The organism is Robbsia andropogonis (assembly GCF_034047095.1).
GTDB classification, from domain to species: Bacteria; Pseudomonadota; Gammaproteobacteria; order Burkholderiales; family Burkholderiaceae; genus Robbsia; species Robbsia andropogonis.
The window spans coordinates 546,621-561,033 of the sequence record NZ_CP139164.1; the positions used below are offsets into that span (position 1 = coordinate 546,621).

10 protein-coding genes are annotated in these 14,413 nt (G+C 59.1%); 9 read left to right on the forward strand and 1 reads right to left on the reverse strand.

Going from position 1 to position 14,413, the window contains the following annotated elements:
* Positions 1-11: 11 nt before the first annotated feature.
* The 3 genes from SJQ66_RS02340 to SJQ66_RS02350 are packed head-to-tail and all read left to right on the forward strand — an operon-like array spanning position 12 to position 4,917.
* Positions 12-1,193: a Rieske 2Fe-2S domain-containing protein gene (locus SJQ66_RS02340; RefSeq protein WP_024905033.1), complete on the forward strand. Its 1,182-nt coding sequence runs from the start codon at positions 12-14 to the stop codon at positions 1,191-1,193.
* Positions 1,190-3,292 (forward strand): thiamine pyrophosphate-binding protein, encoded by a 2,103-nt coding sequence (locus SJQ66_RS02345; RefSeq protein WP_320533563.1) that lies wholly within the window; start codon positions 1,190-1,192, stop codon positions 3,290-3,292. Before SJQ66_RS02340 ends, SJQ66_RS02345 begins: the two co-directional genes overlap by 4 nt.
* A 35-nt stretch (positions 3,293-3,327) precedes the next feature.
* The gene (locus SJQ66_RS02350) at positions 3,328-4,917 is read left to right on the forward strand and encodes a polysaccharide pyruvyl transferase family protein (protein WP_157685155.1); all 1,590 of its coding nucleotides are present in this window, start codon (positions 3,328-3,330) and stop codon (positions 4,915-4,917) included.
* 271 nt (positions 4,918-5,188) lie between these two features.
* On the opposite strand, the gene SJQ66_RS02355 is transcribed toward SJQ66_RS02350, so the two are convergent.
* Positions 5,189-6,289, reverse strand: a complete 1,101-nt coding sequence (locus SJQ66_RS02355) for a type IV pilus twitching motility protein PilT (RefSeq protein WP_320533829.1) — start codon at positions 6,287-6,289, stop codon at positions 5,189-5,191.
* A gap of 994 nt (positions 6,290-7,283) precedes the next feature.
* On the opposite strand from SJQ66_RS02355, the gene SJQ66_RS29565 reads away from it, so the two are divergent.
* The 6 genes from SJQ66_RS29565 (at position 7,284) to SJQ66_RS02385 (ending at position 14,387) form a co-directional block, all read left to right on the forward strand.
* Entirely contained in the window at positions 7,284-7,538 is a 255-nt protein-coding gene (locus tag SJQ66_RS29565) for a toxin co-regulated pilus biosynthesis Q family protein (RefSeq protein ID WP_390174024.1), read from the forward strand.
* A gap of 74 nt (positions 7,539-7,612) precedes the next feature.
* Complete coding sequence (gene pilN / locus SJQ66_RS02365) at positions 7,613-9,337, forward strand: PilN family type IVB pilus formation outer membrane protein (RefSeq protein ID WP_024905038.1); 1,725 nt, start codon at positions 7,613-7,615, stop codon at positions 9,335-9,337.
* A 3-nt stretch (positions 9,338-9,340) separates the two neighbouring features.
* Positions 9,341-10,654, forward strand: a complete 1,314-nt coding sequence (gene pilO2 / locus SJQ66_RS02370) for a type 4b pilus protein PilO2 (RefSeq protein WP_024905039.1) — start codon at positions 9,341-9,343, stop codon at positions 10,652-10,654.
* The gene (gene pilP / locus SJQ66_RS02375; RefSeq protein ID WP_081765117.1) at positions 10,644-11,474 is read left to right on the forward strand and encodes a type IV pilus biogenesis protein PilP; all 831 of its coding nucleotides are present in this window, start codon (positions 10,644-10,646) and stop codon (positions 11,472-11,474) included. The genes pilO2 and pilP overlap by 11 nt, the downstream gene beginning before the upstream one ends.
* A 116-nt stretch (positions 11,475-11,590) precedes the next feature.
* On the forward strand, positions 11,591-13,321 hold the full coding sequence (locus SJQ66_RS02380) for a GspE/PulE family protein (protein WP_260843880.1): 1,731 nt from the start codon (positions 11,591-11,593) through the stop codon (positions 13,319-13,321).
* A complete protein-coding gene (locus tag SJQ66_RS02385; RefSeq protein ID WP_024905042.1) occupies positions 13,311-14,387 on the forward strand; it encodes a type II secretion system F family protein in 1,077 nt (358 codons plus the stop codon). Before SJQ66_RS02380 ends, SJQ66_RS02385 begins: the two co-directional genes overlap by 11 nt.
* The last annotated feature ends 26 nt before the right edge of the window (positions 14,388-14,413 follow it).

The window sequence follows — 14,413 nt, forward strand, 5'->3', positions numbered from 1 at the left end:
GAGTATTGTCGATGACTGCCAGGGAACGGGTGCCGGGGGCATCCCTCGACGCGCTCATGCCACGCCCGTTGGAAGCCCCATCGTTATTTTCGGCAACGCAAAGTGCCGAAAGCGTACGGTATCGAAACCCCGCGCAACAACCAGATGCGGTTACGCGTTCGTCATTCGTACGTAATGCGTGGTATGTCGCGGGCTGGTCCGATGAAATACGCGCCGACAGGCCGTTGGCGCGGAGGTTGCTGGGTGAGTCCGTCGTATTGTTTCGCGATGCGTCGGGTGATGCCACCGCGTTGGCGAATCGTTGTCCGCATCGATTTGCGCCGTTATCTGGTGGTAATGTCGGCGCCGATGGAACACTGGGCTGTCCGTATCATGGATTGCGCTTCGATAGCACAGGACGTTGCGTGCACAATCCACACGGCGACGGACGCATACCGGATGCCGCGCGGGTGCGACGGTTTCCGGTCAAGGAGCGTGACAGTGCTGTCTGGATCTGGATGGGTGAACCCTCGCTGTGCAATGCGGCATGGGAGACAACTGCCCGGTTTCCATTCTTGTCACGGGATGAAAACGAGATAAGCACCGGCTATCTTCGTAGCGAAGCGCATTACCAATTGAGCGCGGATAATTTGCTGGATTTAAGTCATTTCCAATTCTTGCATCCAGACACGCTCGGTAGTCCCGCCATGGCGGCGGATCCCGGGCGCTTTGAGCAGCGAGGCGATACGGTGTGGTCGCTGCGAGGTACGTGCAACGAGATCCTTCCACCGTTTGTTGCTCAGGCGTTCGGCGTGCCGCCCGGCATGCCCGTGGATCGCCGTCTTGCTGTTCGCTGGGATCCACCAGGATTGATGGAAATTACGATAACTGTATCGCCCACCGGACAAGATCTTGGGCGGATTTCGCATTCCGCGCATTTGTTAACGCCGGAAACGGAAGAAAGCACGCATTATTTCTTCGCCTTTGGTGTGCCGAAGGCAGTCGGGCCGGAGGCGAAGCAATTAGTTCGCTTCGCTGTGGACGGCTTGATGACGCCATTCGCACGCGAGGACTTGCCAATGCTGGCGGCGCAGCAAGCCTCGCTGGGAAACCGCGATTTCTGGGATGCACTACCGGTGCTATTGCCCATCGATGGTGGCGCGATTCGCGCAAGACGCGTAATGGCGCGTAGGCGTGAACAGGAGCAGCCATGAATGCTCGTCGGCCTGAATTGCCCGTCGCGCTGAGCGCGCATGCCGCGAATGCCCGCTGGGCAACAGTGTTGATTGATGTACTGCACGCTTATGGTGTTCGACGTGCCATCCTCAGCCCCGGTGGCCGCAGTGCCGCGCTGATGCTTGCCATGCGTGCCAGCGGCCTGTTTTCTGATTTGATGGTCTGCAATGACGAACGGAGCGGCGCATTTGCCGCGGTGGGTATGTTGAAGGTGTCTCCGGAACCAGTGGTCATGGTCACGACATCCGGATCGGCTATTGCGAATACAGTGCCGGCGCTGACGGAGGCATTGGAATGTGGTTTGCCGTTGGTGCTGGTCAGTTGCGATCGACCGCGTGCGATGCGCGGCGCGGGGTTTGGGCAGATGACCGATCATATCGGTGCCTGCGCCGCGTTCGTTCGCCATAGTGTCGACTTGCCTGATCCATGTGACGATGATGCATGGGGAAAAGGGGATGATGCCATGCATCAAGCGCCAGATGATGATGTCCTCTCCTTGTCAGGCCTGCATGCTGCCATCGCGCTTGCGTTATCGGCGGCGACGGGCCGGGATGGCCGAAACCATCCCGGCCCGGTTCATATCAATATGCCACTTGCAGGACGGTACGATCCCACCGAGATCATGTTGGCGGAAGTGGTGCGGCCGACGGGTCAAACGGCTCCGTCGACGGGATCGCCGCGATCCGCTCTCGCGGCGGAGTCTGCCTTGGAACGGCGCAGGGGTGACAGGTCGTCGCCGACGGAGCGCGCCAAGTCGGCCTATGTCGACGTACACGGTGAGGCGCCGATATTACCGCTTCACATCGAGGCTTTGTGCCATGCGGTACACCAGGCGATTGCGGCGGGGAATCGGCGAGAGCCAAACGAAGAGGGCGTGCGAGGTTTGGTTGTCGCCGGTCCCGATATCGGCTTGCCGTATCAAGCTGTGTTGCATTTCGCGGCTACGCTAGGCTGGCCAGTTCTGGCGGACACCGGCAGCGGCCTGCGTGGTGGGGAGCATGTGGTGAATGGACACGATGCACTGGCGTTGTCGGCATTGGTCCCCACGGTGGCACCGGATATGATCATTCGTCTAGGCCTGGCACCCGTCATGCCGATCGTCCAGGACTATCTGCTGGCGACGCACTGCCCGACGATCAAGATCACGCCAGTACCGGTCGCCCGTGATTTTCTTCATCCGGATATGACCGAGTGGGTGCTTCCTCGTGACCAGGCGGATGCGCTTCTTGCGATTTTCGCTGACAGGGTGGCCACGGTGCTTGGCCCGCCCCGGAGTGCATGGCGCACGCAGTGGCTTCGCGCCGCCCAGCATGCCGGCGTACTGCGCAAACGTACGTTACGGCCTTTTCCGTGGGGGGAATTGAGCGCGATGCAGGTGATTTTTTCGGCCCCTGTGACGCGGCATTTCGATTTCATCCATATTGGCAATTCGATGCCGATCCGTCATGCCGACCTGATGTTTGGAGGCGCCTTGGAGCATGCCATGCCGATCTATACGAACCGTGGCGTGTGCGGCATCGATGGGACGATCGGCACGTTCCTCGGCGAGGTGGTCGCGCATGGTCGATGCGCTGCGGATCAGGTATCGGATGGTCAGGTACGCGATGCCGATCATGCAGCGGGGGCTGGCTTGCTGGTCCTCGGTGACCAGTCCTTCCTGCACGACCTGCCCGCGTTGAGCAATGCGCAACGCATCACGACGCCAGCCTGTATCTGCGTCATGAATAACGCGGGTGGCGCGATCTTCGACTTTCTGCCGTTGGCGCGATTACCTGATTACCAACAAGTCATCCGCAATCCAACTTCGGTGAATATCTGTGCGGTCGCATCCGGTTTCGGGCTTGCGCACCGTACGGTCCGATCGCTCACCGCGCTCTCGTCAGCCTTGACCGACGCAAGCCGCCATGGTGGGGTGACTATCATCGACGTCTGCGTGCCTGCCCATTCGGCGGTGCTGGGGATGCGCCAGTTGGGGAGTGCATTGGAAGCGGCGAACCACGGGTTGCTTAAACAGCAGACAACCGAACCACATATGAATCCGACCCAGTCTATTGCCCAGGCAGTCGTGCCATTGTGAAGAACCGTCAAACGCACAGGGAAGAGGACGCGGAAATGAAACAAAGGACCGAGCGACGGGTTGAATTGATGCCGGGACGTGCGAGTATGGCCGCAGACCGCATAGCCGGTGCGGCGAACATGCGGTTAGCGCGGCCATCCACGCGGCTTCTGCGGTTCCTTTCGGCAAGTGCGCCCGATGCCGTGTTTCTCGCCGACATGGCGGAATTGATTACCGAGGCACGGCGTACCGTGTCCGCTCGAAGTCAGCCGCATCCAGATTACACAGTGCGGTCCGCTCGGCCGTTGCGTGTGCTCTTGCTTGGCTATACCGGTGCCGGCAATACTGGCGCGGACCTGCGCACGATCGGGGTGATTCGACAGCTTCGGACGTTGTTCGGCGATGGCAATATCGACATTACCGTGTTTGCCTGTGGCGATATGTTCGACCATCCGGTGCTGCAATCGGTACACCGTCTCGCCACGGGCGCGCAATATGTTCCCGATGCGCTGGAGCAGGTCATGCCCGGTTTCGATGTCGTGTTGAATGTCGAGGGATCGACTTATACCTCCAAGTTTTCCGATGCATTGGCGGGTATCTTGATCGGCGGTGTTGCGCTGGCCGCGGCACATGGCAAGCATGCGTTTGCCTATGGCATCGACGCCGGTACGATGTCGGTCTCGCTGCAGGCTTTCTCCGTATCTCAGCATCGAGGTGTGCATATCACGGCGCGAAGTAGCAAAGCGCTGCGCCGACTAAAGGATCTTGGTATCCCTGCGGAGGAAGGGGCCGATACCGCATGGGGATACCTTGCCCTGTCCAATGACGGCGCACCGTCGCGCGTCACGCCCGTTATGCACGGCCTCGCCCCAGGTGAGTATGTTGCACTATGCCCCAATAACCCGTATTGCTGGCCCGTGGTGTCCGACGTACAACGCGCGATGCGCTTGGACCATGCCGGTGCGCAATCGAATGAGCGCCACGGTCCTTTTACCTTTCATACATGGGATGAGGCACGTGCAAGGTCCTTCTCGCGCTACAAACAGGCCTTTGCCGAAGTCATGGCATGGCTGGTGCAGCATGGTGTGACGCCCGTGCTGGTGGCAATGGAGAAATTGGATGCGTCCGCATGTCACCAAATCGCTGCCTATTTGCCGTTCCCGGTGCGGGTTGTGGTGCGTGGTGAGCACGATCTGCAGACCGTCGCGAGAACGGTTGCGGAGGCGAAGGCGGTGATTACCACCCGATATCATGCAGCGTTGCTCGGCTTATCGCATGCGGTGCCGACGGTCGGTATCTCCATGGACGAACGTATCGACCAGCTATTTGACGACGCGGATCTGTCGAGATGGGTCTGCCATACGGGCGATGTCGACTTGGCGAAGCGCGTCGAGTACTTACTAACGCCTTGGATCGTCGACGGTGCCGATACGTTGGAGCGCGTGACGCCGTCAAAGAGCCGCGTGAATCACCGCGCTTCGGCTTCTCCGACACGTCAGATTCCCCTCAATGATGGAAAGTCACTGAAGGATGCCTATCGGGAACTTTCCTGTGTTCAGCGCAAAAGATTTGACGAGATGGGGCGGCGCTTGGTGGATACGGTGCTTACCGATCTCGATGTAAGGTTTTCTGAAAGCAAAAAGTAATATTACGAAAGAATCGCCCTTTAAGCAAAGATATCGGCAACTTACCCCACATTCTTGCCTATAGATATCGAAAGTGATCGCGTGTGCCATTGAAAGAAAAGATCCTTTTGCATCACGAATTGAAAGTATTTATAAAAATAATGAAAGCATTTAGTAAATCGTAACAGATCGTCAAAATTCGCCGTTTTGGATTTATTTGCAGTGAGAATTCGACTAGATGAATTTTCCGTTCGATTGCTTCAACCTGGAAGAGATGACATGCAACGCGGTATCAGCGTGTTGCGCTGGATTGCAGCATCTCGTGCAACTCAAGACGTTGATAGCTCGCACGTAAGGCATCGCGCGCGCTTATCTGGTTTTTTTGCACGAGCTGCATCAGGTGTTCGTTAAGGGAGCGAGACATGTTGTCTTCCTTTCGTCTCAGGAAGTCCGCCAAAAAATGTATTTTGGCCGGATCGGCCAGGAAAGCACTGACTTGATGGTTGTGATTGAAGAGCAGTTCGCTGGCAAGCATCAGTTGATCACCGTCCTTGCTGGGCAAGAGACTTTGGCAGATGACGCCGATGAGGGCATGTGAAAGTGCTGCCGCATGCCGTTCACGTTGTTCTCCGGGAAAGTATGAAAGGAAGCGTGTCAATGTGTTCAACGCACTGCTGGTATGCATTGTGGCGAAGACGAGGTGACCGGACTCCCCTGCGCGCAACACCGCTTCGGCGGTGTCCTGGTCACGTATTTCGCCGACCATGATGACGTCCGGGCGTTGCCGCAGCACTTCACGCATGCCGCTGGCGAAGCTGGGTGTGTCCGTGGGTACCTCGCGCTGGGACACGATGGACTGGCGGCTTTCGAGGCCATATTCGATGGGCTGTTCGATCGTGACGATATGGGAACTGCGAGTCTGATTGATGTGATCCAGCAGCGAAGCGATTGTGGTGGTCTTGCCGGAACCGGTAGGGCCGGTTACCAGAATCACGCCTTTTGTACTTTCGAGCATGGTTTTGATGTAAGCGGGCAATCCGAGTTTGTCCAGCGGTAGTGGTGTGAGTGGAAGGCGACGTATCGAAATAACGGTCTTGCGGCCGGCGGACGTCCGGAAGACATGGCAACGAAGACGGCATCGTGTGAGTACAAATGGCCTATCGAGTGCACCCGCGGCCAGATGGGTCTCCCATTCTTCGTCAATGGCATCGAGCAACGGCGTCATTTCGTCGTAGATCACGGGGCCGCCTTCCGCTTCCATCCAGCCACGCGGCGTCTTGAGCATAATCGGACGATCTTGTTCGATATGAATGTCTGTAAAGGCGCGGCGCTGATCGACGAGATCGAGCAATTCGTGGACAAGATCGCGCAGTTCGCTAGGTGACGTATTCATCTTGCAAGAAGGATCGAGGTGAATGGGAATGCGCCGTGCTGCTTGCATCGGCACCAATGATACGTTGGTCGCATCGATGCCGATCATGCTGTCATCGTCTTTTGAGAAAGTCCAGTGGATGTCGATCAGTGCAAATATACAAGCGTGGTGACGATGCGCGGATCGAGCGCGGATGCACGTCGGTGAACAAGAAGGAATGAAGATGCGAAGCCTGAAACTGACCGGGGAGCCGAGACGATGCAAAAGCGCCCGTTCATGCGGCAACATAAGGCATCCATGGAACTTGCCGCACTGGATGATCCTCATTTTATTGATCGTCACGAGCTTGCACGAGACGGCATCGGCACAGTCGAATGTTGATTTGCGCACGCCTGATACCTTGATGGATGCCGCGTATGACGTGGCGACGAATGCATACGATACGGCGATGCCGGCATGGCGGGGGGCATCAGACCGCGAGCGCGGCAAGATGACGAATGATCAAGCGAATGCGGCGGCTTTTCATTCGGAGCAGGTCAGCGTCGATGGTGAATTACGGGACGACTTTCGCGTGACCCGTAGCGGCTCCGATGTACCGTTGCGTGATGCATTGAAGATGATCGTTCCAGCCAACTACACGGTGTACCTTGCCGACCCGGGACCCTGGTCGCGCACGCCGGTGTCCTGGCAAAAAGACCGTCCGTTGGTGCAAGCGTTGCGTGATGTACTGTTCGCACACCCTGAATTAAGCGCGCAGATCGATGGTGACTTTCATCTTGTCACCATTACTTATCGTGCACCTGCCGCATGGAACGGGCAGGATTGGCGTGCGCATGAACCGACGCCCAGCCTGGAATCATTGCCATTGCCTGCGGGCGGATCGTCAGGGGCAGCGGTGGGATTACCCCGCGTGGCACCGCCATTGCCTCCTGGTGGAATGTCGCAAGGATCATCGACGAGTGGCAGCTCTCAGAGTGGTGTGGCGGGCCATGCCGCGCTTGTGTCCGCGCCACCTATGGTGTGGCGCCTGTCTCGAAACGACGGCACGGTAAAGACAGTGCTGACCCGCTGGGCGGCACGTGCCGGCTGGCAGTTGATCTGGGAAGCACCTGTCGATTTTCCGATCGACGCCGACGCCACCATCGACGGGTCTTTCGAAGACGCATTGCAATCTGTTGTAGCGGCACTTTCGTCTTCCACGGCGCCGATTCAAGCGATCTTGTATGAGGGAAACAAAGTGTTGCGCATCGTATCAAAGGGAGCGGGTTGATGACGGCAAGGATGGCAGGACTAGCGTTGGCGCATCGGCGCTTTCGTCCAGGCTCACCGCGCTATGCGCTGTCCATGGCTCGCATGGCATGCGTCTCGTTCGTTTTGTCGGGTGCGTTGGTGGGGTGCACCGGCTTACAACAACGTTTGAGCAACGACGTGGACGCTGATCATGCGCAATCGGAAGGGATGCTTGAGGCCGCACGACATGGTGACGTCCATCCTGGTACATCGCCGGACGGCGTGGTTGTCCGCCAGGGGTTGTGGCTTTCGGGTAAGCCGATCAAGTTGCAGCGGACCGAGTCCCTGCCGCCGATCTTCTCGGAACCGGTTACGTTCGATCGCGACGTCGCCTCCGTGCAGCAATTCGCGCAACGCATCTCGCAATTGACGCACTTGCCGGCCCGTGTCGCGCCAAGCGCGCTACAAGGGAGCGATGGCGGCGCGCGGGCAAATGCCGGCGTGCCTGTACAGGGGGCAAAGCTTCCGCCGCTGCCACCCGGCATGGGTGGCGATACCGGTGCGCTATCGAGCAGCGCACCGGGCAACGACGCTTACGGCTATGGCGGTACAGTGCATATCGCTTACCGGCATGGCGATCTCCAAGGTTTGCTCGATGCGGCGGCCACGCGCTTCGGTTTGTCTTGGAAATATGCTGATGGTGCGGTGGTTTTTTACCTCACTGACACGCGTACGTTTCAGGTGGATGCGATACCCGGCGATGCCTCGATCAATGCAAATGTCATGAGCGGTGCGAGCAGTGATTCGGGAGGTGGCAACGGCGCTGGCGGCAACAGTGGATCGGGCGGCTATGGCAGTGGCGGCGCAATGACGTCGGGAAGCGGCGGCAATGGCAATGGTCAGTCGAGCGTCACATCGAACAACACCGCAAATACCGTCGTGAATTCGACGTTGTCGGTCTATTCCAGTCTGCGAGCATCGATTCAAGCCATGTTGTCGCGCCGCGGCACGGTGGTGACGTCGCCGGCAACCGGCACGATTACGGTAACGGACACCCCGGACGTGCTGGCCCGTGTGGGTTCGTTCATGGACGAGGCGAATCAGTCGCTGTCGAAACAGGTGCTGATCAACGTCACCGTGTTGTCCGTTACCTTGTCATCGGAGGATAACTACGGGATCAATTGGAATGCGGTATACCAGGCCCTTGGCAGCGCTTTCAGCCTCAGTGGCGGTTTCGCGTCAACGGTATCGAATCCCGTGTCGCTGTCGGCAAACGTGATTTCACCGCGCAGCCGTGCATCGGGTACCGCTTCAATGATTTCTGCGTTGTCGCAGCAGGGAAAGGTGCGGCGCAAGACATCCGCATCCATCACCACATTGAATAACCAGCCAGTGCCTGTTCAGGTCGCTACGCAGCAGGGCTATCTCGCATCGGTTTCCACAACCGCCACATTGAATGTGGGCACGCAGACGTCATTGACGCCCGGGACCGTGACGACCGGGTTCAACATGACATTGTTGCCGCATGTACTCGATGATGGCACCGTGTTGATGCAGTTCTATACCAATATTTCTTCTCTGTCGTCATTGACCACCGTATCGAGTGGTAACGAGCAGATTCAAACGCCCGAGGTGGCTACGCGTAACTTCTTGCAACGTGTCTCGATGAAATCCGGCGAGACCCTGGTGCTGAGCGGTTACGAAGGAACTGATGACAATCTGACGCGTCAGGGGGTGGGACGGCCGGAGAACTATGCGCTGGGTGGCGGCTACGATGCGTCGCGCAGCCGCGAAGTGATCGTGATTTTGATCACGCCGGTGACGATGAACGGCGCTTGATCTATGGCTATTCAGATTGTCCAGATTCAGCGGCAACGATTTGTCTGCGGATTGTTCTGGCAGTCGCTGTCGCGACGGCACGAGCTGCGTAAGGAGGCGGTCGAACTCGCGCAGAAGTTGAGCTTCGACCTGATGGTGTTACGCCTGGATCGTGGCGTTGCCGCAGTAGGATTCGCCAACGGTGGCGCAGGCATTCAGTCAGGATTGCCCTCGCTCGGCGTAATTGTCTCAAAAACCATCGCGCAAGAGGGGGCGTTTTACGAAGGGCGCCAGCAACCGGCCGCCAGTTGGCTAGGGGCGTTCAAGTTGCCGGATGGTCGCTGGGCCTATTTTGCCGTGCGCGATGGTACGTTTCTACCTAATGGCGAGATGGTCGGTACGGCGGAAGACGTCTTTGACCGACTGACCTCCGATTACGGATTAGGGGGGTGGAACGTGGTGATTGGCGACGGAGAGATCGAGTCGCTGGGTTTTCACAACTTCTATCCCCGCACGATCGATGACGTGTTGGGACGACGCCGTGGTCGGGTATCGGTGCCATCGAATGCGCGGCTGCGATTGGTCAAGCGACGCCTGTCGCCGTTGATGCTTGCGTTAATCGTTGGCGCATTGGCCTGTGTCGTGGTGGGCGTGCTTCTATGGATGCAGCATGTAAAACGCGAGCGCGAACTGGCGCAGGCGCGCGCCTTTGCCGCGGCTCGGATGCGTATTGCACAGGGACAGGCCGATCCGGGGCAACCCTGGCTGAGCCAGCCCCGCCCGGCGCGCTTCGCGCAGGCGTGCTTTGCTGCCTACGGGAATGTGGCGCCAGGCGGATGGGCATTGGATCGCTTTGATTGCCAGGGAACGGCCTACACCTATGTCTGGTCGCGTGGCGAGGCCAATATCGCGTTGCTGTTGCAGACTGTGCCTCAGGCGCAATTGGATTTGACGGGCGAAAAGGCCACGTTTAGCGGCGCGCTGCCGTTTGCGCGATCAATCGAGGGCGCCAGTGCGGGAGTGGCGCTGGACACCGAGTTGCTTGAAGCAAAGCAGGTCACGGCACGTCTGTTGAGCCGCTTCCAGACCCTGGGTCTGCAATTGGCGTTGACGCCTGAGGTGGTACGTCAGAGTCCGCCTGTTTTGCCTGCTGTCGCCGCGCGCGGACCGGGGATGACGGCCCCGCCGCCTTGGCATCGCTGGACCTGGCACGTGGCGTTGGACGGGATGTCGCCTACTACTTTTGCCACCTTGCTCGTGGAGCCCGGTGTACGAATCGAAAAACTGACGTATCGAGCGGCGATGTGGACCGCGGACGGAGTGCTGTATGCGAAGTGAGCGATCGAGATGGGGCGTCGTGGGCCGCGCTGCGGCAAGGCGATCGACTGTACGTACGTGGGCCTGGATGCTGCTGGCATCGATGCCATTGTGGTGGGGTGTTGCGGATGCGGTAGCGGCAAGTCCGACGCCGGTAGCGAGCGCGGCGCCGCTCGCCGCGTCGGGGCCAAGGCGCCTGGCGCCGCACGATGCCGGTGTCGTGGATAACGCAACGGTGGCTGATGCGGGGCATGCCGTCGGCACGCTGCCTTCTGGTGGACAGGAGGCGCTGTCGTCCGGGGATGCCGTGCAACTGCAGCAGATGAACGCGGCATGGACGCCTGATGCGGCGCGCCGCATGACCGCGCTTGAGGAGCAGACCATGTTGCTGAATGCTGAATTGAAAAAGCTTGATGTGCAACAGAAAATCGCGCAGCGCCGTGCCGAGATCGCCAAGATCGACGCGGCCTCGCAGGCGGGGCTCGCATCGGATATGGGCGGTAGCGATGCCGCGGCGAATGGTACCCGTGACAGCGCGATAATCGCTGGTTTGTCGGTCGTGGCGATCGAAGGATTGGGTCGCCGCTACACCGCCACCATGCAGTCTGCCAATGGGCGGCAGTTCGATGTCACGCCAGGCGACATGTTGCCTGGACGTTTGCGCGTTGCGAACATTTCGCCATCGACGGTCACTATCCGACGTGCGGATGGGCGTTTGATCTCGCTCGTGATGTCGTCGTCACCGGACACAATGGTGGGTCTGAACGGCGTGCCCCCTTCCGATGCCGGTGCCGTGCGCGATATGCGCGGTAACCTGGTACCCGGCTTGCCGACACACTGATGGATGTTTTGATTTGATCGCTGCCTGCATGCCGATTCGTCTTTCGTGGCGGCGCTTTTTTGCAGGCGGTTGCCCGTCTCAACTTTGCTTTTCCTACTGATGCCAGGGTGATGCCGATGTCGTATCCGTCGAACCCAAAGGAAGAATCCGGCAGCAAGTTTCAATCCGCCGATGTTGCCTTGCCGGGCGCGGCTCATCCATTGTCCGGTGAGGGCGCCTGGGCGGCAAGCAACGAAGAACGCAAGCTATTGTGCCTGCTCGACGATGGTCGCCTATTGGTGGCTGAAGGGCACGAAATGAGTCATTACGTGCTGTCGTATCGTGCGCGGCTGGATCGCTTGCAACACGCGTATCGTTGCGAGGCCGTCGGCCTTGACGAGATCCGGCGCGCGTACGAGGGGTTGCGTCGCGATGGAACCGGAGAACGCATCGATCATACCGCCATGCAGATGGCGGCGAAAGAACTGATCGGCCAGGCTTGCAGGGAACGTGCCTCGGACATTCATATCCGCGTCAAGCAATTCAGTACGGAAGTGCTGTTCCGCATTCATAACGAACTGGTGCGGGTCAGTGAGCAGACCCGTGAATACGGTAACCGGTTGTTGGCCACGCTTTACTCCGCGATGGCAACAGTATCAGATAACACCTATAAGCCCAGTGAACGTCAGGATGCCAGCATCAGCGACCGCGATAAGCTGCCTGACGCGTTGTTCGGCGTACGGATCGCGACGGCCCCCACCAGTATCGGCAACCTGATGGTGCTGCGCCTGCTCTACAACGATGCGGGCGACACCATGGATCTGCGGCATCTTGGTTTTTCAGGGGCGCAGGCCGAATTGATTGAAGATGTCAAACATATGCCGCACGGCATGAACATCATCAGTGGCCCGACCGGCTCCGGAAAATCCACGACTTTGCAGCGGGTGTTGTTGAGTCAGATCGCGGAGTACAAGGGCAGCACCCATGTGATCACGGTGGAGGACCCGGTGGAGTATCCCATCGCCGGCGCGGTGCAGACGCCGGTGACGAATGCGATCACGGAAGAAGCGCGAACGCTCGCCTTCTCCGCTGCAATTTCGAATGCAATGCGGCTCGACCCGGACACGATCATGATCGGCGAGGTGCGCGATGGCGCATCGGCGCGCAGTGCGCTGCGTGCATCGATGACAGGGCATCAGGTATGGACTACCGTGCATGCGAACGGGGCACTGGCGATCATCGATCGTCTTGTCGATCTGGGGCTACCGCTGGCGATGATCACCGATGAATCGGTTGTGACGGGTTTGATCAGTCAGCGCCTGGTCAAGTTGCTGTGCCCGCATTGCCGTATCAATCTGTCGCGTGCCGCCGCGTCCGTGGACGATGCGTTGGTGGCGCGTGTGCGCCGTGTCGCGGGAACCTCATTCGATGCAGTGCATCTGCAAGGACCTGGTTGTGATCACTGCAGTGGTCGCGGCACGGTTGGCCGCACCGTGGTGGCCGAGGTCATTCGTACCGATGCGCGATTTTTTGCACTGCTGCGCAGCGGTGACAAAACCGCCGCGCAAGATTACTGGCTTTCGACGTTAGGCGGACAGACCTTGGCTGAGCATGCCGTATGCAAGGTCGCCGAGGGCCTGGTGGACCCGCGGATGGCGGAGCGTATTGTCGGTCCGCTGGCGGCGCGCCGGCTGCCGGTACGCATGCGGGCACTCGCTGTTGCGAACGGCGTCGACGCGGCAGACGGGGCAGACGATTCAGATAGGCATGCATCGCCGTCGCATGGTGGTGACATTGTCGCGCTGAGCTCGTTGCGCGGCGCGCGGTCCGAGGAGCAGTCCGAGTTCGGGGCCGAGCATGGCTATTGACATCCACCGCCTTTGGGCTCGGTTTCAGACCACCGCGGAAGTGCGATTGCGCTTGTATCGCAAGATTGAAAAGATGCTTGTAAACGGTTTGCCGCTTCTCAAGGTACTAGAGGAATTGGAGATGCGTGCGTCGGATCGCGGCCGCAAGCCTAATGAGCCGGAAGCGATCTTGCTGGGTGAGTGGCGGCGGACGGTGCAGAACGGGGGGGCCCTGCATGAAGGCATGGCGGATTGGGTGCCGCAGCAGGAGCAGATGATCATCATGGCGGGGGAGCAGTCGGGTCGCGTGGAAGTGGCGTTGCGAGCGGTGACGTCGGTGGTGGCATCTGGCAGAAAGATTCGCAACGCGATTCTGGCCGGGCTGGCCTATCCGCTTGCATTGCTGGCGATGACGGTAGCCTATCTCTATTTGTTTGGGCTGTATGTCATCCCGCAATTTGGGATGATTGCGCCGCCCGATCAATGGCACGGGAGCGCGCGGTGGTTGTACCTGATGTCCCACTTCGTACGAATCTGGTTGATATGGTGTTTGCTTCTTGCCAGCTTTCTCGCGGCGGGGCTTGTGTATGCGTTGCCGCGTTGGCGCGGCCGGTTTCGGAACCTATTGGATAACATTCCACCGTTTTCGATATACCGAATGATGGTGGGAACGAGTTTCCTGACCGCATTCGCCTCACTGCAGACCGCCGGTTTCACCGTGGAGAAGTCTTTGCTGCGCTTGACGGAGCAGGCCAAGCCCTGGCTCGCGCAACGGATCGACGACATGCTGTTCGGCGTCAAGTCCGGCCTCAACGTCGGCGAGGCGATGAAAAATACCGGTTACCACTTTCCGTCGCGCGAAATCGTGGACGACCTCTGTATCTATGCCGAATACAACGGTTTTGCCGATGCATTGAAGACGATTGCCGATGAGTGGATGGAGGCAGGCATCGAGCGCGTTGGCGTTCAAATGCGCGTCTTCAACGGCGCGGCCATTTTGATCCTCGCGATCCTCCTTGGTGTGCTGGTCACCGGTTTTTTCGGGATACAGCATGAGATTGCGGCAATGACGCGCACGATGCGTTAGCGCCGTCCGCCACGGCGTTTATGACA